The organism is Comamonas antarctica, from assembly GCF_013363755.1.
Taxonomy (GTDB): Bacteria; Pseudomonadota; Gammaproteobacteria; order Burkholderiales; family Burkholderiaceae_C; genus Comamonas; species Comamonas antarctica.
Map to the genome: position 1 here is coordinate 2,893,401 of NZ_CP054840.1, position 22,407 is coordinate 2,915,807.

Here is a 22,407-nt window from a genome sequence, read left to right on the forward strand (position 1 = left end):
GCAGCATGAAACTTGCCACTCTCCGAACCGAACATCCCGACGGCCGCCTGGTGGTGGTGTCGCGCGACCTGTCGCGCATGGCCGATGCCGCGGCGATCGCACCGCATCTGCGCGCCGCCATCGAAGCCTGGGACACGGCAGCGCCCGCATTGCAGGCGCTGTATGCCGAGCTCAACGCGGGCCGGCATGGCGGCGCGCAGGCCTTCGATTCCTTGCTGTGTGCCGCGCCCCTGCCGCGCGCGCCGCAGTGGTGCGATGGCTCGGCGTTCCTGAACCATGGCCGGCTCATGGAAAAGGCCTTCAACATCGAGCCCGCGCCCGATGCGCAGTCGGTGCCACTGATGTACCAGGGCGCGAGCGACGATTTTCTCGGCCCGCATGCCGATGTGCCGCTGCCCAGCGAGGCCGACGGCATCGACTTCGAGGGCGAGTTCGGCGTGATCGTCGGGCCGGTGCCGATGGCCGTGGCGCCCGCCGAGGCGCTCGCCGCGGTGCGGCTGCTGGTGCAGATCAATGACTGGAGCCTGCGCACGCTGGGGCCGCGCGAGATGCGCAGCGGCTTTGGTTTCCTGCAGGCCAAGCCGTCGAGCAGCTTTGCGCCGATCGCGCTCACGCCCGACGAGCTGGGCCCGGCGTGGCGCGACGGCCGCGTGCATCTGCGCCTGCAGGTGCAGTGGAACGGCGCGCACTTCGGCGCGCCCCATGGCGGCGAGATGGATTTCGGCTTTGGCGAACTGATCGCGCATGCGGCGCGCACGCGCCGCCTGTCGGCGGGCACCGTGATCGGTTCGGGCACGGTATCCAACATCGACCGCGCCGCGGGTTCGGCCTGCATTGCCGAGCGCCGCGTGCTGGAAATCCTCGACCACGGCGCGCCGCGCACCGCCTTCATGCGCTTTGGCGACAGCGTGCAGATGCAGGCGCAGTGCGAGGGCAGCGGCGAGACGCCGTTCGGCCGCATCGCGCAGCGCGTCGTGCAGGCCCGGCCATGAACTGCGTACTGGTCACCGGCGCGCAGGGCTTCATTGGACAGGTACTGGTGCAGCGGCTGCTGTGCGAGGGCCTGTCGGGCCGGGCCATCGACAAGCTGGTGCTGGTCGACCTGGCGTTTGACGACCCGCACGGCGATGCGCGCGTGCAACGCATCAGCGGCAGCCTTGCCGATCCCGCCGTGCTGGCCGCCGCGATGCACGAGCAGCCCGCCACCATCTTCCACCTGGCCAGCGTGCCCGGCGGCGCTTCCGAGCGCGACCCGGCGCTGGGCCGCCGCGTGAATCTCGATGCCACGCTGGCGCTGATCGAAGCCTGCCAGGCGCTCGCCAAGCCGCCGCGGCTGGTCTATGCGAGCTCGATTGCCGTGTATGGCGACCAGCCCGAAAGCGGCGCCAGCGAGGACCAGCTGCCGCAGCCCGCGATCAGCTATGGCGCGCACAAGCTGGCATGTGAAATCCTGCTGGCCGATGCCAGCCGGCGCGGCTGGGTCGATGGCTGCTCGGTGCGGCTGCCGGGCATCGTCGCGCGCCAGGGCGAGAACGCGGGCCTGGCCTCGGGCTTCATGAGCCAGCTGTTCTGGCGCCTGGCGCAGGGCCAGACTATCGTGCTGCCGGTCTCGCCCTCGGGCAGCTGCTGGTGGATGTCGGCCAAGACCTGCGTGGACAATCTGCTGCATCTGGGCAGCATGGATTCAAGCCGCTGGGACGCGCGCCGCAGCTACCAGATGCCGGTGCTGCACCTGGACATCGCCGAAGTCGTCGCGGCGCTGGCGCAGCGCTTTGGCGTGGATGCGGCGCAGCTGGTGCGCTTCGCGCCCGACCCGGTCATCGACCGCATCTATGCACGCTATCCGCCACTGGCCACGCCCCGGGCCGAGCAGCTCGGACTGCGCCATGACGGCAACGTCGCAGCGCTGATCGCGCATGCGCTGGGCGCGGCCGCGCCGGCGGCCATCACGGCGCCGTAGCGCTGCGGGACGCGGCCTGGGCCGCGGCTTCCTTGGCCAGCGCGAGTCCCTCGCGGTGGTACATGTAGGCGCCAAACGCCAGGCCGCCCACCAGGCTGATCGGGTTTGTCGCCCCCGCGATCAGCAGCAGGTTGTTCATGGTGACGCCGCTCCAGACGCCGGCCGTGGCCTTGAGCCCCGCTTCGCGGATCTTCCTGGGCTGGTGATCGAAGTAATAGATGATGCCGGCCTTGATGACGAACAGGCCCACCAGGCCCGCCGGGGACGTGTTCACCAGGCCGTTGCGCTCGACCAGGCTGCCGTGGTTGATGCCGATATGCGTGGACACGCTGTCGCCAAACGCGCCCGCCAGGGGAATGACGGCGCCCTGCGAGAAGCCAAAGGTCCTCTGCGGCGCCGCGGCCTTGGTGGACTGCACAGGCGTGGCTGGCGCGGGCGCTCCCAGCACGATGGAATCGCCCGCCGAATAGCGCACGCTGGCGGCCTGCGGCTGGACGGCGACGGCAGGCAGGGGCAACGGCTCTGGCACGGGCTGGGCGGCTGCGCCCAGCACGATCGACTGGCCCGCCGAATAGCGCACGGACGTTCCTGGCGGCACTTCCAGCGCCTGGCCGGACTGCGCAGGCATCTCGGCCACCGCCCCCATCCCATTGTTTTCCTGGGCGTTGGCCGCCACGGCACACGTTGCAAACACCGTCGTTGCAAGCAATCTCTTCAAAACTTCCGACATCTCACCAACCCTTGACACACTGTTTTCAAAATTCGGGATCCAAAAAACCCGACGCAAAGGCTGGCAAAACATTTCCGGAGAATTTCAACCTACTCAACCGCTGGACGGTCTCCAATGCCGGCATATTTTCCGCGCAACCATGGGAAGCGATTCGCACAATTCCGAACAATGGATGCAAAAACACACATCTACGCGACAGATATGTCGAGTAGACGACATTAACTACTCCACCCCCCTATGGCAACGCACCCGCATCTGGTGTCGGCAGACGCGGGTGCAATGCATCAACGCGCTTGCTTCAGGGTAAAGCGCGCCGTGCCCAGCACCTTGCCGCCATCGGTCACGACGGCCACCACCTTGGTGCCGGGCGCGATCTGAAACGCACCCGTGGCTTCGAGCTTGTCGCCGGCCGGATGCAGCATGGCTTCCTGCTTTTCCTTGCCCGACAGCAGGGTCAGCCTGGCGCTGGCGCGCGACAGGTCGCGCGCCTTGCCATGGTCGGAGACATAGAGCTGCAGCCGGTCGGCCTTGGCGACCAGTTCATAGTCGGCCTCCTTGGCCGCGGCCACGACGCCGCCATGCGCGGGCTCATGGGCGTGGTTGCCCGCGGCAAGGGCGGGAGTCGCAGCCACCAGGGCGGCAAGGGAAAGCATGGCAATCGCGGTTTTCATGAAAGTCCTTTCGTTGGGGGAATCACAGGGCTTCGGCGTCCTTGGCGTCCATGAGACGCTCGGCGTCGGCACGGCCGAAGAGCCAGAACATGGCGGGGGTGACAAAGGTGTCGAGCAGCGTGGCGCTGATCAGGCCGCAGAAGATCACCACGGCCACCGGGTGCAGCACCTCGGTGCCGGGCTGCTCGGCTTCGAACAGCAGCGGCGCGAGCGCGAACGCCGTGACCAGCGCCGTCATCAGCACCGGCGCCAGGCGCTCCAGCGAGCCGCGCACGATCATGCGGTGGTCGAAGTTCTCGCCCTCGAAGCGCATCAGATTGATGTAGTGGCTGACCTTCAGGATGCCGTTGCGCACCGAGATGCCGGCCAGCGTGATGAAGCCGACCAGCGCCGCGATCGACAGCGGCTGGCCCGACAGCCACAGGCCCAGCACCGCACCGACCAGCGCCAGCGGGATGTTGGCCATGATCAGCAGCGACAGCCGCGTCGACTGGTAGCGGCTGTAGAGCACGATGAACATCAGCGTCAGCGAGACCAGCGACAGCAGGCCGACCAGCCGCGCGGCCTCCTCCTGCGCCTGGAACTGCCCGCCCAGCGTGATGAAATAGCCCTCGGGCAGCGGCATCTCGGCAATCGCCTGGCGCATGTCGGCGACGATGTCGGACAGCGGCCGACCCTGGGCGTTGGCCGAGAGCACGATGCGGCGCTTGCCATCGTCGCGGCTGATCTGGTTCGGCCCGTCGCCGTGCTCGATGCTGGCGATCTTCGACAGCGGCACGCGCCCCGAAGGGGTCTCGATCAGCAGGTTCCTCAGGCCCTCGGCCGAGCGCGTGTCCTCGGGCAGCTTCAAAACCAGCGCAAAGCGGCGCCCGCCCTCGACGATCTGCGTGATGCGCTCGCCCTCGACCAGGCTTTGCAGCGTCGCCAGCACCTGCGGCGCGGGCACGCCGTACTGCGCCGCGGCGGCGTAGTCGATGCGCACCGTGATCTGCGGCGCAAGCACCTGCTTTTCGACCTCCAGATCGGCCATGCCGGGAATCCGCGCCAGGCGCGCGCGCAGCGCGTCGGCCTGGCCGCGCAGCGTGTCCAGGTCCTCGCCGAAGATCTTGATCGCGATCTGCGAGCGCACGCCGGACAGCATGTGGTCGATACGGTGCGAGATCGGCTGGCCGATGGAGACCGCCGCCGGCAGGTTCGCCAGCCGCGCGCGGATATCGGCCGCGATCTCGGCCATCGGGCGCGTCAGTTCACCCGCGGGCTTGAGGCCCACGTCGAGTTCGCTCACATGCACGCCTTCGGCATGCTCGTCGAGCTCGGCGCGGCCGCTGCGCCGGCCCACATGCGTGACTTCCGGCACGTTCTTGACCAGCAGCTCGGCCTGGCGCGCGAGCGCCGAGCTTTCGGACAGCGTCACGCCCGGGTTGAGGCGGATGCCTATCATCAGCGTGCCCTCGTTGAACGGCGGCAGGAAGGTGGTCGGGAAGAACGGCACCGAGGCCACGGCCAGCAGCACCGCCACGGCGGCGGCCGCAAGCGTGGCGCGGGGCCGGTTCAGCACCCGCTGCAGCCCCTGCGCATAGTGGCGCTTGAGCCAGGCCAGCAGCCGCGTGTCGCCATGCTCGAGCGACTTCATGCGCGGCAGCAGGTAGTACGACAGCACCGGCGTCACCGTCACCGACACCATCAGGCTGGCCAGCGTCGAGACGATGAAGGCAATGCCCAGCGGAATGAACAGCCGGCCCTCGATGCCCGGCAGCGCGAACAGCGGCACGAACACCAGCACGATGATCACCGTCGCATAGAGAATCGCCGAGCGCACTTCCATCGAGGCGCGCGCCACCAGCGCCAGCACCGGGCTGCGCTGGTCGGGAGGCCGCGCGCGGTCTTCCTTGAGGCGGCGCAGGATGTTCTCCACGTCGACCACCGCATCGTCCACCAGTCCGCCAATCGCGATGGCCAGGCCGCCCAGCGTCATGGTGTTGATCGACAGGCCGAAGTACCTGAAGACCAGCGCCGTGAGAAAGATCGACACCGGGATGGCCGTCAGCGCAATGAGGGTCGGCCGAATCGTTCCCAGGAAGAAGAACAGGATCGCGGCGACAAACACCGAGGCGCCGATCAGCTTCCACTTCAGGTTGTCGATCGAGGCCTCGATGAAGCTGGCCTGGCGGAAGGTCACGCGCGGCGCGTCCATGCCCGCGGGCAGCGAGGCCTGCATGCCGGCCAGCGCCTGCTCGATGGCGCGCGTCAGCGCAATGGTGTCGGCCGTGGGCTGCTTCTGGATGCCCAGGATCACCGCGGGCTTGCCCTCGAAGCCCGCATCGCCGCGCTTGAGCGCCGCGGCAAAGCTGACCTGCGCTATCTGGCGCAGCACGATGGGCTGGCCGTTCCTGGCCGTGAGCGCGAGGTTTTGCAGGTCCTCCAGGCGCGAAGTCCGGCCCAGGTGGCGGATCAGGTATTCACGCCCGTTGAGTTCGAGAAACCCGCCCGAGGTATTGGCCGAATAGCCTTTGAGCGCGGCCGCCAGCTGCTCGTGCGAGATGCCCAGCTGCGCCATGCGCTGCGTGTCGGGCTGCACCTGGAACTGGCGCACCTCGCCGCCGATCGGAATCACCTGCGCCACGCCGGGCACGGCCATCAGGCGCGGACGCAGCACCCAGTCGGCATATTCGCGCACCGCCATCTGCGAGACCTTGGCGGTGTCGACGGGAATCGCGATCTGCATGATCTCGCCCATGATGGAGCTGACCGGTCCCATGCGCGGCACGACGCCGGGCGCGACGCCCTCCTCCATCGACGCGAGCCGCTCCGAGACCATCTGCCGCGCGCGGAAGATCTCGGTGCTCCAGTCGAAGGTGACGTAGACGAAGGACAGGCCAGCCGACGACACCGAGCGCACCGTCTCGACGCCGGGCAGGCCGTTCATGGCGGTTTCCAGCGGGAAGGTGATCAGCTGCTCGACCTCCTCGGCGGCCATGCCGCCGGCCTCGGTCATCACCGTCACGGTGGGCTTGTTGAGATCGGGAAACACATCGACCGGCGTGCGCGACAAGGTCCACGCGCCATAGAACATCAGCACCATGCTGGCGATGATGACCAGCAGCCGGTTGGCCAGGCTGTTGACGAGAAGCCATTTGAACATTGCGATGGCTCCCTTCAGCGGATCTGGTTGACCAGCGCCGCGCCCTGCGTGGCCACGCGGTCGCCGGGCTGCAGGCCCGAGACCACGGCCACGCGCGCGCCATCGAGCGCCACCGTGGCGACCACGCGCGGCTCGAGGCGTTCAGGCGCGGTCTTGACCCACACGATGTCCTGGTTGGCGGGATTGCGCATCAGCGCGGCGGCCGGCACGGCCATGCCGGTCACGGTCGACCGGCTCTGCACGAACACCTTGACCGGCTGGCCCAGCGCCAGCGCGGCCAGCGCCTCGCCCTGCGCGCGGAACAGCATCGGCAGAGCCTGCTCGCGCAGCGCGCGCGCCGCGCCGACAAAGCGCAGCGGCACGCGCGCCTCGCCCACCAGCAGGCTGGCGCTGGCCACATCGGCCGCCAGCGCCGCATCGAAGGCCAGCGCCTCGACATTGAGTTGCGCCGGATCGACGACTTCGTAGACCAGTTCGCGCGCATCGACCACCTGGCCGGCCACGGCATAGGCCGCGGCAATCACGCCCGAGACCGGCGCCACCAGCGCCTCGCGCGCGCCCACGGCAGCGGACAAGGCGGCGATGCGCGCCGACAGGCTCGCCAACTCCGACTCCACGGCCTCGATTTCCTTGCGCGGCACGGTATCGCTCAGATCGCGCAGCCGCGCCAGGCGCTTCTCGGCCAGCGTCCGCGCAGCGCGCAGCTCGGCGATCTGCGCCGCCTGGCTGGAGCGCTCGATGGCCGCGGTGGCCGCCACGACATGCGCCAGCACCTGGCCCTTGCGCACGCGCTGGCCGACCACTGGCAAGCCGCTCGGGCCGGCTTCGATGCGCCCGGCGCTCATGGGCTGCACCTTGCCGCCCGCATTTGGGTCCATCACCACGCGGCCCGCGAGCTCGATGGCCCGCGGCAATTCGGCCGGCTGCACGACCAGCGTGCGCAGCCCCAGTTGGCGCTGCGCGGGTTTGGGCAGGAACACGCTGCCATCGGGCTGGCGCGCCGGACCGTTGGTGTTGCCCGCGGCAGGCTCAGCGCCATGCTCATGGCCCGCATCGGCCCAGGCGGGCGCGGCCAGGCAAAGCATCAGTGCGAGGGGAAGCGCGCGCATCATGCCGCACCTCCCGCACGGCGCGCATGGGCGCGGCGCAGCAGGCTCAGCGCCGTGGCGGCGAGCGCCAGCCCGGCAGCGGCCCAGGGCCACAGTGCGCGCCCGTCGCGTGGCGGGTGCGCGCCGTGTGCTTCCTCATGCACATCGAAGTCGCCGGCCAGCAGATCGGTTTCATTGCCGGCGTCGACCATGACCGTGACCGACGTCACGCCCGCGGGCAGCGGCTGCGCCAGCGTGCCGGCGAATTCGCCCGCGGCGACCTCCTTCACCGCCACCGGCGTGCTGCCGACGCTGACTTCCAGCGTGGCACCGGCGGCGGGCGCATTGTCGGCAAATCGGTCGAGATAGAGCGCCAGCTGCGTGCCGTCGGCCGTGCCGACGATTTCAAACAGCTCGGACGCCGCCGCGAAGCGCGGTATCGCGGGCGCGGCTGCAGGAGCGGGCGCCGCGTCGTGGCTATGGCCTTCATCGGCCAGGGCCGGGGGGCCGTACAGGCCCGCAAGCAGGCTCGCGCCTGCAAGGATTGCATTGAACATGGAGATTCCTGCGGTCACTGGGGCAGCAGCCCGAGTGCCTGACGAAGTTGAGAAATGGCGGCGCCGACTTCAAGCCGGCTGCGGGCGGCCTGGCGTTCGGCCTCGAAGGCTTCGAGCTCGACGCGCAGGCGCGTGGGCAGATCGCTTTCGCCCAGGCGGAAGGCCTTGTCGAAGAAGCCGCGCGATTCGCTGGCCAACGTGGCGCGCCGGCGCGCCGCGCTGTCGGCCTGCGTCAGCAGCTCCACGCGCCGGCGCGCGGCCGCAATCCGGGCGCCGATGCGTTCGGTCTCCAGCGCGAGCTGGCTTTGCGCCTCCAGCAGGTCGGCGCCGGCATTGGCCAGGCGCGCCTCGCTGGCGCTCGAGCGTCCCAGCGGAATACGCACGCCCACGTTGATGCTCTGCGCATAGCGCTCGCCGCGTGCATCGCGCTCGCGCGTCGTGCCCAGCAACACCTCGGGATTGGCGCGCATCTGCGCGCCGGCCAGGTCCTGCTGGCGCCGCGCCACATCGACCCTGGCCTGCAAGTCATGCAGCAGGGGATGGGCGGCAGGCGGCGCATCTGCGGGTAGCGGTTCCGGCAGGGCCTCGTGCAAGCAGGTCTCGCCGGCGGGCGCCGCGCCGGCGGGCGCCTGCCCCGTCAGCGCGGCCCATGCCTGCGCGGTCTGCGCCTCGGCCACGGCGGCTTCGGCCAGCATGCTGTCGGCCAGCGCCAGCGCGGCCTGCGCCTGGTGCGCATCGGCGCGCGCCAGATCGCCCGCGGCCACGCGGCGCAGCACGTCCCGAGCAATGCCTTCGGCGCTGGCGCGCCTTTGCTGCGCGACCTCCTGCTCGATGCGCGCGCGCTGATGCGCCCAGTAGGTTTCACGCACTTCTTCGGCCACGCGCCACTGCGCGGCGTCGAGCAGCGCATCCGCGGCTTGCGCCAGCGACTGCGCCACGGCCTGCGACTTCGCGCGCTCGCCTGGCGACCACAGCGGCACGGACACGGCGGCTTCGTACTCGCGCGTGCCGTCGTTGCGGTGCCAGCGGTCGGTGCGCGCTGCGAGATCGAGTGCCGCAGTCTCGGGCGTCCAGCGCTGCGCGGCCCGCAGACCTGCGGCGGCGGCATCGCGGCGCAGTGCGGCGGCACGCTGTTCCGGTTGCCTAGCCCAGGCGGTTTCAAAGCCCTGGCGCAGCGGCGTCAGGGAGACAGAGGTTTGGGCATGGCCCGGCAGGGCCGCCAACAAGGCGGCCGCCAAAATGCCGGGGTAGACCCAGCGCTTGCGTTTCATGGAATGTTCGTCGTGAATGCAGGCAGTTGCCCGCGGATCCAAAGGTCGACGAAGGCGGTCCCCCTACGCAGGGGCGCAGCTTCGCCGGCGTCAGGCGACGAAGGAGGAAGGCGGACGCAGCAGGCTGCCGGGCGGCGGCTCGGGCAACGCGGCGCCGTGGTAGGGCCGCAGGGAAGCACCCGACCATTGCGCAGCGGGCGCATCCAGCCCGGTCAGGAAGCCGGCGCCCATGCCATGGCAGGTATGGCAATCGGGATGGGGCTGCAATGCCGCATGCGCCGATGCATCCGCATCGCTCTCCAGCGCGGCGCTCTCCAGCGAGGCGCTCTCCAGCGCGGCGCCCGCACCATGCTGATGCTCATGGTGGCCGAAATGCGCGGCGGCCCGCTCGTGCTCGCACACGCGCGCCGCGGCCGCCCAGCTCCATTGCAGGGGCAGCAGGCACAGCATGAAGATCAGGAGGAAGCGGCGCATCGAGGTCGAAGTCTAACGGCTACTGGCAGCAATAGTTCTCGGCAATGCCTTCGCGGCGCAGGCCCTTTGCCGCGGCGCCCTGCTCGAGGCATTGCATTGCGTCTGCGCCAGGCGGCCCGACTAGGTGACATTCCCAGGATGCAAACCCGCGGCCGGTCCGCACAATGGACCGACCGCAGGCAGCGTCCGCACCCGTGCCGCGCCTTCATCGCACCCGGCGCAACAGCCACCCCAAGCAGGTGGCTGGCGGTCCCCGTCCATCCTTTCCAAGCCGGCCGTGCCTGAGCGCGTCGGCCCGGCTGCCTGATTGCCACATGACCGACCTGCTATCCCTCTACCGGACCATGGTCCGGATCCGTGCCTTTGAAGATGCGGCCGAGCGCGCCAGCCAGGGCGGCGTGCAGATCTGGGGCCAGAGCGCCGCGGCCGATGCCGAGCCGGCGCTGGTCAAGGGGCCGCTGCACCTGTCCACGGGCCAGGAGGCCGTGGCCGCGGGCGTCTGCGCCCATCTGCACGCGCGTGACCTGCTGACGTCCACCCACCGCGGCCACGGCCATACGCTGGCCAAGGGCGCCGACAGCACGCGCATGATGTGCGAGCTGTTCGGCCGCGCGCACGGCTACAACAAGGGCAAGGGCGGCTCGATGCACATTGCCGATTTCTCGGTCGGCATGCTGGGCGCCAACGGCGTCGTCACCGCCGGACTGCCGATTGCCGTGGGCGCGGCGCATGCGCTCAAGCTGCGCGGCGAAGAGGCGATCGCGGTGTGCTTCTTCGGCGACGGCGCGATCAACCGCGGGCCGTTTCTCGAGGCGCTGAACTGGGCGCAGATCTACCGGCTGCCGGTGCTGTTCGTCTGCGAGGACAACCAGATCTCCGCGACCACGCGCTCGGCCCCCATGACCGCGGGCACGCAGGCCGCGAGCGCGCGCGCCGAGGCGCTGGGCATTGCCGCGACGCAGGTCGATGGCAACGATGTGCTGGCCGTGAGCGAGGCCGCGGCGCAGCTCGTCGCGGGTATCCGCGCGGGCAGCGGGCCGCGCCTGCTGCATGCGCTGACCTATCGCCACAAGGGCCATGTATCGGTCGATCCGGCGCATTACCGCGACCCGGCCGAGGTCGCGGCCGCGCTGCTGACCGACCCGGTCACGCGCGCGCGCGAACTGCTCGCGGCGCGCGGCCAGGCCGATGCCGCGGCCGATGTGTTGGCGCAGGCCCAGGCCGAGATCGCGGCCGCCGTGGCCTTTGCCAAGGCCGCGCCGTTTCCCGAAGCCCATGAGGCCTTCGAAGACATCGCCACCACCGGCGAAGGAGCCTGGGCATGAGCAGCGCCGTCGTGAATCCACCCGCCGTGGCCGATGCCACGCCCGATACCAGCGCGCTGACGCTGAGCTATGCCCAGGCCGCGGCGCTGGCGCTGTCCGAGGCCATGCAGGCCGACCGGCATGTGGTGGCGCTGGGCGAGGACCTGGGCCGCGGCGGCGTGTTCGGCCAGTACCGCGGCGCCGACGGCCGGGCGCTGGTCGAACGCTTCGGGCCCGAGCGCATCATCGACACGCCGATCTCCGAGTCGACCATCATGGGCGCGGGCGTGGGCCTGGCGCTGGCGGGCATGCGCCCCGTGGTCGAATTGCGCGTGGCCGACTTCGCGCTGTGCGCCATCGACGAACTCGTCAACCAGGCCGCGAAGAACCGCTTCATGTTTGGCGGCCAGGGCCGCGTGCCGCTGGTGGCGCGGCTGCCGATCGGCATCTGGACGGCCTCGGCGGCGCAGCATTCCCAATCCTTCGAGGCCTGGTTCGCGCACGTGCCCGGCCTCACGGTGGTGGCGCCCGCGACGCCGGCCGACAGCTACGGGCTGCTGCACGCGGCGCTGGCCTCGGGCGATCCGGTGGTCTTCATGGAGCACAAGGAGCTGTGGTCGATGCAGGGTCCGGTCACGCCCGGCGTGCACCAGCCGCTGGGCAAGGCGCGCCAGCTGCGTTCCGGCAACGACATCACGCTGGTGTCGTGGTCGCGCCAGGTGCATGCGGTCACGGAAGCGGCCGATGCACTGGCGGCCCAGGGCGTGGGCGCCGACGTCATCGACCTGCGCAGCATCTGGCCCTGGGACCGCGCGGCGGTGCTGGAGTCGGCCGGGCGCACCGGCCGGCTGCTGGTGGTGCACGAGTCCATCCAGGCCGCGGGCTTTGGCGGCGAGATCGCGGCCACCGTGGCCGAGCACACGGCGGCACGCGTGGCGCGGCTGGGCGCGCCGCGCATTCCCGTGGGCTACGCGCCGACGCTCGAGAGCGTCGCGCGCATCGGCGCCGCGCAGGTGGTGGCCGCGGCGCTGAAGCTGCTGCAGCGCTGAGCGCGGGGCGCTGAACGCTGCGCCCCTGCGGCTGCAGGGATGGCGGTGTTTGGCGGACAATGGGCGGCTGTTCCTGCTGCCACCGCGCCCATGTCCGTTCAACTCATCTACGCCCGCGCCGCCAACGGCACCATCGGCCTCGACAATGCCATGCCCTGGCACCTGCCCGAAGACCTCGCGCATTTCAAGCAGCTCACGGGCGGCAGCGCCGTCGTCATGGGCCGCAAGACCTGGGACTCGCTGCCCGAGCGCTTTCGCCCGCTGCCCGGGCGCAGCAACATCGTCGTCACGCGCCAGAGCGACTGGCAGGCGCCGGGCGCGCTGCGCGCGGGCAGCCTCGATGAAGCGCTGGCACTGGCCGCGCAGCACAGCGCCGATGTCTGGGTGATGGGCGGCGCGCAGATCTACGCCCAGGCCCTGCCGCTGGCCGATGCCGTCGAAGTCACCGAGATCGCGCAGGACTTCGCAGGCGATGCCTTCGCGCCCGAGCTGGGCGACGAGTGGGTGCCCGCCACGCGCAGCGAAGGCGAGAGCCGCACCGGCCTGCGCTATGCCTTCGTGCGCTATGTCCGCCGTCCGCAGGCGCCGACCACCCTGTAATCTGTCGCTATTGCGACATGCCGACCGCGCCCAGCCACCGCGATTCCCCGAAATAATGCGGCGGGGGCCACAAGCCCCGTTCCGCCTTTCTTCTCCCCTCTGCGCATGAGCCTGATCCAACCGCTGCCTCCCGGCCCCCTGGACATCGTTGGCGATGTCCATGGGGAATACGACGCCCTGCTGTCGCTGCTGTCGCATCTGGGCTACGACGCCGAGGGCCGGCATCCCGCGCAGCGCCGGCTGGTGTTCGTTGGCGATTTCGTGGACCGCGGCCCCGACAGTCCCGCCGTGCTGGCCCTGGCGCGCCGGCTGCTGGGCAGCGGGCGCGCGCTGGCGGTGGCCGGCAACCACGAGATCAATCTGCTGCGCGAGGACGCCAAGGACGGGTCTGGCTGGTACTTCGATAGCCGCACGGTGTCCGACGAACCCAAGTACGCGCCGTTCGCGCAGCCCGAAAGCGCGGCCGAGCGCCAGGCCATTGCCGATTTCACGGCCGGCTTGCCGGTGGCGCTGGAGCGCTCCGACCTGCGCATCGTGCATGCCGCCTGGGTCGAGCCACAGATCACGGCCGCGCGCGCGATGCCGCTGGGCAGCCTGCGCGCGCAATACGACCACTGGGAGGCGGTTGCCGAAAGCCAGGCCCGGGCCAGCCAGCTCAAGGAACGCCGCGAAGCCGAGGCGCGCGCCTGGCCGCACAGCCTCGAAGATGCGCGCGAGCGCCCGCCCTTCCTGCCCGCGCATTCCGAAAGCGAGCTCAACAAGGCGGTGTTCAATCCGCTCAAGGTGCTGACCACGGGCCTGGAGCGGCGCTGCACAGAGCCGTTCTATGCGGGCGGCAAATGGCGCTTTGTCGAGCGCATGGCCTGGTGGAACGACTACCGCGATGCGCAGGCCGTGGTGATCGGCCATTACTGGCGCCGGCTGCACCCGCCGCGCGTGCCGGTGCATGGCAAGCAGGAGGAAAACCTGTTTGGCCAGACCGCGCCGCTGGCCTGGCACGGTCCGCGCGGCAATGTGTTCTGCGTCGACTATTCGGTCGGCGGGCGCTGGGTCGCACGGCGCGCGGGCGAACCCCGTGACGAGCGTTTCAACCTGGCCGCGCTGCGCTGGCCCGAACGCACGCTGATGTTCGAAGACGGCCGCGAGATGCCCACGCAGGACTGGGGCGGATAGCGCAGCCGGTTATCCCTGCTGGCCGTGCCCAAGCTTGTGCATAACTGCCACAACAACCCGCGCAAGCCGCGCCAGTGCTGGGTTTGCGGCAGTTGCCCAAAAAACAGGCAAGGCGCGCTTCATTCCGCCGACGGGCGCTGCAGGCGGCGCAGGAACACCGCCATTTCCTTGGCCGATTGCTGGTCGCCCTGCTGCTCGGCAACGGCCAGGCCCGTGGTCCACGCGGCCTGCGCTGCATCGACGCGGTCGAGTTGGAGCAAGGCCTTGCCGAGCAACTTCCACGCCGCCGAATAACTGGCTTGCTGGCGCGTCGCCTGCGCGAGGTGTTCGGCGGCCGCGGCCGCATCGCCCTCTTGCAGGCAGGCATTGCCCAGCCCGAAGCGCAGCAGCGCGCTGTCGCGGCCCGCGGCCAGCAGCTTTTCCAATTCTTCACGCTGTGTCATGGCGTCTCCTGGTCAGTTGCGAATGCCGCGCAGCAGCAGCGCCGCACCCAGTGGGGCCAGTGCAAACCCGGCAAACAGCCAGATGGCTGCCGACTGCGCGCCCGCCACGCCGCCCGGCGCGATCAGCCCGGCGGCATTGGCCACCAGGCCGGCAATGGCCGCGCCTATCGCCATGCCATACAGCTGCACCGTGGTGATCGCCGCCGATGCCATGCCGCCCTCACCCGCAGGCGCCAGCGTCAGCACGCGCACCAGCAGATGCGGCCAGCCCACGCCCACGCCCGCGCCCACGCCAGCCAGCGCCAGGCCGCACAGCAGCATGTGCAGGCCGGCGGACAGCAGCGTGGTCGGCAGCAGCAGCGCCAGCACCAGCAGGCTCGCGAAGCCCAGCACCGGCGCGCCGCGCAGCAGGCGCGTGGCCGCCGCGCCTTCGCGGCCCGAGGACAGCAGCGAGCCGCAGCTCCAGCCCGCGGCCATCGCGGCCGTCAGGTAGCCCGCGGCCAGCGGCGTATAGCCATGCAGCGTCTGAAGGAAATAGGGAATGTAGATTTCGGTCGTGGTGCCGACCAGCAGCAGCGCGACGGCCGCATAGATCGCGCCCAGCGGCGAGCCCCAGCGCGCCGCGCCCGACGGCAGCATGCGCACCGCGGCGCGCCGGTCGATGGCCAGCGCGGCCGCGCCGAGCGCCAATCCGCAGGCCACGCCCAGGGCCTGGCCCCCAAGCCCGGCAGACAGGCTGCCCGCCGCCACGGCCAGCACCGAGCTGGCCAGCAGCACTATCTGCGCCACCGGAATCAGCGGCCGGCCACCGGCGGCAGGCCTTGCGCCCGGCGCGGGGCGCAGCTGCACCGCGACCAGCGCGGCCTGCGCCAGCGCCAGCGGCAGCAGCGTCCAGAACGCCCAGCGCCAGTGTCCGGCTTGCGCATAGAGCCCGCCCACGGCCGGCCCGCACAGCGTGGCAATGCCCCACATGCCCGACACCAGCGCCACGGCGCGTGGCCACAGCGCGGGCACGAACACCACCTGGATCAGCGCATAGCTCAGCGCGGCCAGCACGCCGCCGCCCAGGCCCTGCACGCTGCGCCCGGCCAGCAGCCAGGGCATCGACAGCGCCGACGCGCATGCCGCCGATCCCAGCGCGAATACCGCCAGCGCCGCGATGCACGCCGCGCGCGGGCCCAGCACCGCGAGCAGCCGCACCGACAGCGCCGCGCCGATGATCGACGCCACGACAAACAGCGTGGTGCTCCACGCATACCAGTCCAGCCCGCCAATGTCCTGCACCACCGAGGGCAGCACCGTGGTCACGATATGCACGTTGACCGCATGCAATGCGACGCCGCCCGTCAGGGCAACGGCCAGCAAGCCGTTGCGGCCCTGGAACAGGCTGGCCCACGACGCGGTGGCCGGGGAGGACAGGGAGATATCAGACATGAAGCGCTCTCGACAGACAGGCAGGCCTGGATTATTATCCAAGAAATTCTTTGGATAATAAGGCCACCATGCAATACGCAAGCAAGGGCTTTGCATTTCCAGCGCCCGTGGCCGCGCCTGCCGCCACGGCCGACCGCCTGCTGTTCCTGCTCAAGTCCCGCGGTCCGGCCTCGACCAGCGCGCTCGCACAATGGCTCGACACCAGCGCCGAGGCCGCGCGCCTGCAGGTGCAGAAGCTGGTGTCGGCGGGGCTGATCGAAGCCCGGCAGGAGCCCGCTGACGACAAGCAAACTCCACGCCCCGGCCGGCCGCGCCTCGGCCGGCCGCGCCAGTGCTGGGCGCTGACCGACGCCGGCTACGCGCGCTTTCCCGACACCCATGCGCAGCTCACGGCGCAATTGCTGGGCTCGGTGCGCCAGTTGTTTGGCGAGGACGGGCTGGAGCGCTTGATCGCGCAGCGCGAAGCCGAGGCGCGCCAGCTCTACCAGCAGGCCTGCGACGCGCCCGCCCTGCCCGAACGCCTCGCGCAGCTGGCCGCCGTGCGCAGCGCCGAAGGCTATATGGCGCGTGCCGAGGCCGATGGCGCGGACTGGCTGCTGATCGAGGACCACTGCCCCATTTGCGTGGCGGCGCGCAGTTGCCAGGGCTTTTGCCGCTCCGAGCTGCAGCTGTTCCAGGAGATCGTCGGGCCGGGCGCACAGGTCACGCGCGAGCAGCATCTGCTGGCCGGCGCGACGCGCTGCGCCTACCGCATCACGCGCGCAAATGGCTGAAGCCATGGCCCGCGGAGTTATCCCGAAAACCGTGCCCAAGCTTGTGCATAACTGCCGGAACAACTGGCGCAAACGGCGCCAGCGCTGGGTTTGCGGGGCATGCCCAAAAAACAGGCAGCAGTTCAGCGCGGTCTTCTGCGCGCGCCGAGCAGCACCACGACCAGCGCCATGACGATGCAGGCGCCACCCGCCCACTGCCAGGGCGTGACGCGCTCGCCCAGCAGCACGATGCCCGCGCCCAGGCCGATGACCGGCACGCCCAGGCTGAACGGCGCCACCCGGCTGGCGGCATGGCGCTTGAGCAGGCTGGTCCACAGCGCATAGCCCATGACCGTGGCGCACCAGCCCAGGTAAGCCACCGACAGCCAGCTCGACAGCGGCGCGTCGAGCCAGCGCCAGCGCTGCGCCGGCGGATCGAACGCCAGGCTCAGCAGCACGAAGGGCACGATGGGCACCAGCGCGCTCCAGACCACGAAACCCAGCGCGTCATAGCTGTGCGCCACCTGCTGCATGCGCCGCGCGACGATGTTCGAGGCGGCCCACATCGCGGCCGCAGCCAGGTTCAGCACGAAGCCCAGCAAGGTCGTGCCCGCGGCCGCCGCGCCGCCCACATAGTTCATGGCAAAACAGCCCAGGCCGATGGCCGCGCAGACCAGCCCCCACTTGAGCGGGCGCGACAGCTGCTCGCCCAGCAGCAGCACGCCGAGCAAGGCGGTGAAGAACACCTGGGTCTGCATCAGCACCGAGGCCAGTGCCGCCGTCATGCCGACCTGCAGCGCGATGAACAGCACGCCGAACTGCCCCACGCCCTGGCACAGCCCGTAGGCAATGATCCAGCGCCAGGGCACGGCCGGCCGGCGCACGATCAGCACCAGCGGCAGTACCGCGAACACATAGCGCCAGGCGCCGAGCTGGAACGGCGTGAAGTCGGCCAGCGCCCATTTCATGACCACGAAGTTCAGTCCCCAGATCACCACCACGGACAGCGCGGCCAGCAGATCGCGGCCGGAAAAGTGCGCGTGGCTCATGCGGACTCCTCGACAAGACGGGCGCGCGCCCTGGGGTTCCGACCAATGGATTTGCACATTACGATTTATTGTTTGTAGACCACACCCAGTGAAGGGATACTAGTGGATCACCGAAATCACTGGCATCGTGGGATGCCATTTTCATCCCAGCGCGCAACACCGTGCAGAGCCTTGCCGCTTTGCCCAGAAAGGCCCTCCCATGCCCCGTCTTCCTCTACAGACCGTGGACTCCGCCCCCGCCGACAGCAAGCCCTTCGTGGAAAAGGCGCTGGCCAACAACGGCTTCCTGCCCAACCTGATCGGCGTGCTGGCCAATGCGCCCGTGGCGCTGGAAACCTACCTCACGGTCTCGGGCATCAATGCCCGCGCCTCGCTCACGCTGGCCGAGCGCGAGGTGGTGCAGCTCACGGCAGCGTCGGTGCATGGCTGCGATTTCTGTCTCTCGGGCCACACCGCCATCGTCAGCAAGAAGACCCAGCTCGGCGCGGCCACGGCCTTGAAACTGCAGACCGGCCAGCCCACGGGCGATGCCCGGCTCGATGCGGTCCAGGCCTTCACCAAGGAAGTCATCGCCACGCGGGGTGCGGCCTCCGATGCGGCGCTGGCGGCCTTCAAGGCCGCGGGTTTCAACGACCAGCAGGCGCTCGAAGTGGTGCTGGGGGTGAGCCTGGCCACGCTGTGCAACTTCGCCAACAACCTGGCCAAGCCCGAGATCAACCCCGAACTCAAGCCGTTCTCGCCCGGCGTGTTCCAGGCATGAGCGGCGCCCAGCTGGCGCCCGCGCTGCTGACCTGGCTGCAGTCCCACGCGCAAAGCCTCAACCAGTCGGCCGATGCCGCGCAGCAGGTGCTGCCGCAGCTGGTGGCCGCGGGCCTGCACCGCATCGGCGTGCCCCAGGCCTTGGGCGGCGACGGCGGCGAAGCCATCGATGCGGTCGACGCCATTGCCCACGTGGCCGAACATTCTCTGACCTGCGCCTTCGTGCTCTGGAGCCACCGCGCGTTCATCGACTACCTGTGCGTTTCGGACAACCCCGCGGCGCGCGAGACCTGGCTGCCCGATCTGCTGCAAGGACGCATCGCGGGCGCCACCGGCCTGTCGAACGCGATGAAGTTCCTGTCGCAGCTCGAACCCCTGCAGGTCGAGGCCACGCCCGAGGGCCAGGATGGCTGGCGCGTGTCGGGCCGCCTGCCCTGGGTCACCAACCTGCGTTCGCCCTTCGTGGTGGCCGCGGCCGTGCAGACGCTGCAGCAGCCCATGCCGATGGTGCTGGCCATCGACGGCCGGCTCGATGGCGTCGCGCGCAGCGCCGACCTCGACCTGCTGGCATTGCGCGCCAGCAATACCGCGGCCATCCAGCTCGATTCCGTGAAGGTCGGCCCCGAAGCCGTGCTGGGGCGCGACGGCCTGTCCTTTCTCAAGCGCGCGCGGCCGATGTTCCTGAGCCTGCAGTGCGGCATGTCGCTGGGCCTGGCGCGAGCGAGCCTGCTGGCGGCCGAGCAGGTGGGCTCGGCGCGCGATGTCTTGCAGCCGCGCATCGTGCGCGCGCGCGCCCAGCTCGAGACGCTGCGCGAAGCGATCCGCGCGGGCCTGGAATCGGGCCGCTTCGTCACCGATGCCCCGGCGCTGTTCCGCGTGCGCCTGGAACTGGCGGCCGTGGTGCAGGAGAGCGTGCAGCTCGAACTCCAGGGTTCGGGCGGCCGCGCCTATCTGGGCGACCACTTGCCCGACTTCGGCCGCCGGCTGCAGGAAAGCGCGTTCATTCCCGTGGTCACCCCCAGCCTCACGCAACTGCAGGGCGAACTCAGCAAGCTGGCGGGCGGGGCGCAATGAACGCCGCCGGCGCCGATGCGGAGTTCGCGCTGCAGGGCCAGGGCCTGGCCTGCGCCTACGGCCTGGGTCCCCGCATCTTCAGCGGCATCGACATCGCGATCCGTGCGCAGGAGATCGTCTGCCTGCTCGGCGGCAGCGGCTGCGGCAAATCGACGCTGCTGCGCGCGCTCGCCGGCCTGCAGGCACCCACCGAAGGCAGCGTGCGCTTCCTGGGCGCGCCGCTGACCCAGCCGCACCCGCGCGCGGCCGTGGTGTTCCAGCAGGCCAGCCTGCTGCCCTGGCTCAGCGTGGCCAGGAACGTGGCCTTCGGTCTGGATTTCAAGCACCAGCCGCGCATTGATGCCGAGCGCCTGCAGGCGCGCGTGCGGCAGGCGATTGCCGCCGTGGGCCTGGCCGGCAAGGAACACCTGCACCCGGCGCAGCTGTCGGGCGGGATGGCGCAGCGCGTGGCGCTGGCGCGCGCGTTGGCGCGCGAGCCGCGGCTGCTGCTCGCCGACGAACCGTTCTCCGCGCTCGATGCGATCACACGCAGCGAGATGCAGGAACTGCTGGTCGATGTCGTGCACCAGTGGCACACCGCGGCGCTGGTCGTCACGCATGACATCGATGAAGCCCTGCTGGTGGCCGACCGCATCCTGCTGATGGGGCGCCAGCCCGGCGACCAGGGCGGCAGCATCGTGCGCGAATGGCGCGTCGATCTGCCGCACCCGCGCCACGCGCACCCCGCGGAACTCACCGCGCTGCGGCTCGAGATCCTTGCCGAACTGCATGCGCGCCGGCATGGCGCGCAGCCCGCCTGAACCCCGACCCCTTTACCTTTCCCAAGCCGCACCATGGACCAACCTGACCAACGCCCGAGTTACCAACACCTTTGCGCCTCCTCGGCCTGCGACTGCGGCATCAGCCGCCGCGACTGGCTGCGCCTCACGGCGCTGACCGGCGCCGCGGCCGCGCCGCTGCTGCGCGCGGGCGACGCCGCCGCCCAGGCCCAGCGCGGCGACGACGTGCCGGTGCGCATCGGCTACCTGCCGATCACCGATGCCACGCCGCTGCTGGTGGCGCACAGCCGCCAGCTGTTCGAGGCCGAGGGCCTGCGCACCGAGAAGCCGCGGCTGTTTCGCTCCTGGGCGCAGATCACCGAAGCCTTTGTCGCGGGCCAGGTCAACGTGGTGCACCTGCTGTCGCCGACCACCATGTTCGTGCGCTACGGCTCGCAGTTCGGCGCCAAGGTCGTGGCCTGGAACCACATGAACGGCTCGGCGCTGGCGGTCGCGCGCCACATCAATTCGGTCAAGGACCTGGGCGGCACGCAGGTCGCGATTCCGTTCTGGTACTCGATCCACAACGTGGTGCTGCAGCAGCTGCTGCGCGCCAACGGCCTCAAGGCCGTGAGCCGCGCGCGCAGCGCGGGCCTGGCCTCCGACGAGGTCAACCTGATCGTGATGGCACCCGCGGAAATGGTATCGGCGCTGGCCTCGAAGGCGGTGTCGGGCTACATCGTGGCCGAGCCCTTCGTCGCCGCGGCCGAGGTCTCGGGCGTGGGCAAGGTGCTGCGCTTCGTCGGCGACGTCTGGCAAAACCATGCGTGCTGCCTGCTGACGCTGGCCGAGCGCGACATCACCGAGCGCCCCGAATGGGCGCAGAAGGTCACCAACGCCATCGTCAAGGCCCAGCTCTGGACGCGCAACAACCAGCTCGACACCGCCAAGCTGCTGGCCGCCAGCGGCGAAGGCAAGTACACGCCGCACGGCCTGCCGGTGCTGACCAAGGTGCTGGCCGCGACCGAGATGGCGCAGTACACGCAGGGCGGCATCATCAAGCACCCGCAGTGGAACCAGCGGCGCATCGACTTCCAGCCCTATCCCTATCCCTCGTACACCGAGGAACTGGTCAAGGCGCTGCAGGTCACGCATGTCGAAGGCAATGCCGCCTTCCTGGAGAAGCTCGATCCGAAGTTCGTCGCGCGCGACCTGGTCGATGACCGCTTCGTGAAGAACGCGCTCAAGCAGGTCGGCGGCCTCAAGGCCTTCGGCCACGCCGAAAGCTTCACGCGCCGCGAAGTCATCGAGGCATGAGCCGGGGCATCAGGCGGGCCGTGGACCGCGTGGTCTGGCCCGTGGTCGGCCTGGCGCTGGCCGTCGCGCTGTGGTCGCTGGGCGCGCGCCAGCTGTCGGATGTCGAGGCGATACGCAGCGCGTTCGCCCCCACGGCCGGCTTTGCCGCGCTGGGCCGGCTGCTGGCCGAAGGCGCGCTCTGGGAGCATATCCTGCTGAGCCTGCAGCGCATCGGCATCTCGCTGCTGCTGGCGCTGCTGATCGCGGTTCCGCTGGGCGTCTGGGTCGGGCTGTCGCCGCTGTTCGCCAAGCTCACGGGCACGCTGTTCCAGTTCCTGCGCATGGTCTCGCCGCTGTCATGGATGCCGCTGGCCGTGATGGCGCTGGGCGTGGGCGAGGCGCCGGTGGTGTTCCTGCTGACCTTTGCCGCGGTCTGGCCCATCCTGCTCAACACCGCCGCCGGCGTGGCCGCGCTCGACAGGAGCTGGCTGCAGCTCGCGCACAGCCTGTCGGCCACGCGCAGCGAGGTCGTGCGGCATATCGTGCTGCCCGGCATCGTCACGCATGTGCTCACCGGCTTTCGGCTCGCGCTGGGCATCGCCTGGATCGTGCTGGTGCCGGCCGAAATGCTCGGCGTATCGGCCGGCATGGGCTATTTCATCCTCGACACGCGCGACCGGCTCGCCTATGACGAGCTGATGGCGGGCATCGTGGTGATCGGCTGCCTGGGGTTTGCGCTGGATGTGGCGGCGCGGGCGGTGACGGCCAGGTGGGTGGGCAAGAACCGGGGGTAGAACGCCAAGGTCCAGGGGACCACTGGAGG

22 protein-coding genes are annotated in these 22,407 nt (G+C 70.2%); 12 read left to right on the forward strand and 10 right to left on the reverse strand.

From position 1 onward, the window contains the following. Positions 1 to 5 precede the first annotated feature (5 nt). Entirely contained in the window at positions 6 to 992 is a 987-nt protein-coding gene (locus tag HUK68_RS13340; protein ID WP_175504601.1) for a fumarylacetoacetate hydrolase family protein, read from the forward strand. After that, positions 989 to 1,960: an NAD-dependent epimerase/dehydratase family protein gene (locus tag HUK68_RS13345; protein ID WP_175504602.1), complete on the forward strand. Its 972-nt coding sequence runs from the start codon at positions 989 to 991 to the stop codon at positions 1,958 to 1,960. The genes HUK68_RS13340 and HUK68_RS13345 overlap by 4 nt, the downstream gene beginning before the upstream one ends. Here the strand turns inward: HUK68_RS13345 and HUK68_RS13350 are convergent. The 7 genes from HUK68_RS13350 to HUK68_RS23425 form a co-directional block, all read right to left on the reverse strand. Then, positions 1,947 to 2,690 (reverse strand): hypothetical protein, encoded by a 744-nt coding sequence (locus HUK68_RS13350; protein WP_175504603.1) that lies wholly within the window; start codon positions 2,688 to 2,690, stop codon positions 1,947 to 1,949. The genes HUK68_RS13345 and HUK68_RS13350 overlap by 14 nt on opposite strands. Positions 2,691 to 2,974: 284 nt before the next feature. Continuing rightward, complete coding sequence (locus HUK68_RS13355; RefSeq protein WP_175504604.1) at positions 2,975 to 3,361, reverse strand: hypothetical protein; 387 nt, start codon at positions 3,359 to 3,361, stop codon at positions 2,975 to 2,977. A gap of 22 nt (positions 3,362 to 3,383) precedes the next feature. After that, positions 3,384 to 6,503 carry an efflux RND transporter permease subunit gene (locus HUK68_RS13360; protein WP_175504605.1) on the reverse strand — a complete coding sequence of 1,040 codons (3,120 nt, stop codon included), beginning with the start codon at positions 6,501 to 6,503 and terminating at the stop codon, positions 3,384 to 3,386. Positions 6,504 to 6,517: 14 nt separating this feature from the next. Continuing rightward, positions 6,518 to 7,615 (reverse strand): efflux RND transporter periplasmic adaptor subunit, encoded by a 1,098-nt coding sequence (locus HUK68_RS13365; RefSeq protein ID WP_208458668.1) that lies wholly within the window; start codon positions 7,613 to 7,615, stop codon positions 6,518 to 6,520. Continuing rightward, positions 7,612 to 8,148 (reverse strand): hypothetical protein, encoded by a 537-nt coding sequence (locus HUK68_RS13370; protein WP_175504607.1) that lies wholly within the window; start codon positions 8,146 to 8,148, stop codon positions 7,612 to 7,614. The genes HUK68_RS13365 and HUK68_RS13370 overlap by 4 nt, the downstream gene beginning before the upstream one ends. A gap of 14 nt (positions 8,149 to 8,162) precedes the next feature. Then, positions 8,163 to 9,419, reverse strand: a complete 1,257-nt coding sequence (locus HUK68_RS13375; RefSeq protein WP_175504608.1) for a TolC family protein — start codon at positions 9,417 to 9,419, stop codon at positions 8,163 to 8,165. Positions 9,420 to 9,509: 90 nt separating this feature from the next. Next, complete coding sequence (locus HUK68_RS23425; RefSeq protein ID WP_279614229.1) at positions 9,510 to 9,893, reverse strand: hypothetical protein; 384 nt, start codon at positions 9,891 to 9,893, stop codon at positions 9,510 to 9,512. Between the two features lie 314 nt (positions 9,894 to 10,207). Between HUK68_RS23425 and HUK68_RS13385 the strand changes: the two genes are divergently transcribed. The 4 genes from HUK68_RS13385 (at position 10,208) to HUK68_RS13400 (ending at position 14,019) form a co-directional block, all read left to right on the forward strand. Then, a complete protein-coding gene (locus tag HUK68_RS13385) occupies positions 10,208 to 11,218 on the forward strand; it encodes a thiamine pyrophosphate-dependent dehydrogenase E1 component subunit alpha (protein ID WP_244146168.1) in 1,011 nt (336 codons plus the stop codon). Further along, positions 11,215 to 12,246: an alpha-ketoacid dehydrogenase subunit beta gene (locus HUK68_RS13390; RefSeq protein WP_175504609.1), complete on the forward strand. Its 1,032-nt coding sequence runs from the start codon at positions 11,215 to 11,217 to the stop codon at positions 12,244 to 12,246. Before HUK68_RS13385 ends, HUK68_RS13390 begins: the two co-directional genes overlap by 4 nt. A 90-nt stretch (positions 12,247 to 12,336) precedes the next feature. Then, a complete protein-coding gene (locus HUK68_RS13395; protein WP_175504610.1) occupies positions 12,337 to 12,846 on the forward strand; it encodes a dihydrofolate reductase in 510 nt (169 codons plus the stop codon). 105 nt (positions 12,847 to 12,951) lie between these two features. Further along, positions 12,952 to 14,019 (forward strand): metallophosphoesterase, encoded by a 1,068-nt coding sequence (locus tag HUK68_RS13400; protein ID WP_175504611.1) that lies wholly within the window; start codon positions 12,952 to 12,954, stop codon positions 14,017 to 14,019. Positions 14,020 to 14,138: 119 nt separating this feature from the next. Here the strand turns inward: HUK68_RS13400 and HUK68_RS13405 are convergent, their stop codons facing one another. Together HUK68_RS13405 and HUK68_RS13410 are read right to left on the reverse strand one after the other, a co-directional pair. After that, positions 14,139 to 14,462, reverse strand: coding sequence for a tetratricopeptide repeat protein (locus HUK68_RS13405; RefSeq protein WP_175504612.1), 324 nt, complete (start codon positions 14,460 to 14,462; stop codon positions 14,139 to 14,141). Between the two features lie 12 nt (positions 14,463 to 14,474). After that, positions 14,475 to 15,896, reverse strand: coding sequence for an MFS transporter (locus HUK68_RS13410; RefSeq protein WP_175504613.1), 1,422 nt, complete (start codon positions 15,894 to 15,896; stop codon positions 14,475 to 14,477). Between the two features lie 68 nt (positions 15,897 to 15,964). Between HUK68_RS13410 and HUK68_RS13415 the strand changes: the two genes are divergently transcribed. Continuing rightward, complete coding sequence (locus HUK68_RS13415) at positions 15,965 to 16,669, forward strand: helix-turn-helix transcriptional regulator (RefSeq protein WP_175504614.1); 705 nt, start codon at positions 15,965 to 15,967, stop codon at positions 16,667 to 16,669. A 122-nt stretch (positions 16,670 to 16,791) separates the two neighbouring features. Here HUK68_RS13415 and HUK68_RS13420 read toward each other — a convergent pair whose 3' ends face one another. Further along, on the reverse strand, positions 16,792 to 17,697 hold the full coding sequence (locus HUK68_RS13420; protein WP_175504615.1) for an EamA family transporter: 906 nt from the start codon (positions 17,695 to 17,697) through the stop codon (positions 16,792 to 16,794). Between the two features lie 199 nt (positions 17,698 to 17,896). Here HUK68_RS13420 and HUK68_RS13425 point away from each other — a divergent pair, with 199 nt between their 5' ends. Genes HUK68_RS13425 through HUK68_RS13445 form a run of 5 tightly spaced genes read left to right on the forward strand, consistent with a single transcriptional unit; the run spans position 17,897 to position 22,378 of the window. Continuing rightward, entirely contained in the window at positions 17,897 to 18,457 is a 561-nt protein-coding gene (locus HUK68_RS13425; protein ID WP_175504616.1) for a carboxymuconolactone decarboxylase family protein, read from the forward strand. After that, positions 18,454 to 19,530 carry an acyl-CoA dehydrogenase family protein gene (locus HUK68_RS13430; RefSeq protein ID WP_175504617.1) on the forward strand — a complete coding sequence of 359 codons (1,077 nt, stop codon included), beginning with the start codon at positions 18,454 to 18,456 and terminating at the stop codon, positions 19,528 to 19,530. Before HUK68_RS13425 ends, HUK68_RS13430 begins: the two co-directional genes overlap by 4 nt. Then, the gene (locus tag HUK68_RS13435; protein ID WP_175504618.1) at positions 19,527 to 20,330 is read left to right on the forward strand and encodes an ABC transporter ATP-binding protein; all 804 of its coding nucleotides are present in this window, start codon (positions 19,527 to 19,529) and stop codon (positions 20,328 to 20,330) included. Before HUK68_RS13430 ends, HUK68_RS13435 begins: the two co-directional genes overlap by 4 nt. Positions 20,331 to 20,363: 33 nt before the next feature. After that, positions 20,364 to 21,605 (forward strand): ABC transporter substrate-binding protein, encoded by a 1,242-nt coding sequence (locus tag HUK68_RS13440; protein WP_175504619.1) that lies wholly within the window; start codon positions 20,364 to 20,366, stop codon positions 21,603 to 21,605. Continuing rightward, positions 21,602 to 22,378 (forward strand): ABC transporter permease, encoded by a 777-nt coding sequence (locus HUK68_RS13445; RefSeq protein WP_175504620.1) that lies wholly within the window; start codon positions 21,602 to 21,604, stop codon positions 22,376 to 22,378. Before HUK68_RS13440 ends, HUK68_RS13445 begins: the two co-directional genes overlap by 4 nt. The last annotated feature ends 29 nt before the right edge of the window (positions 22,379 to 22,407 follow it).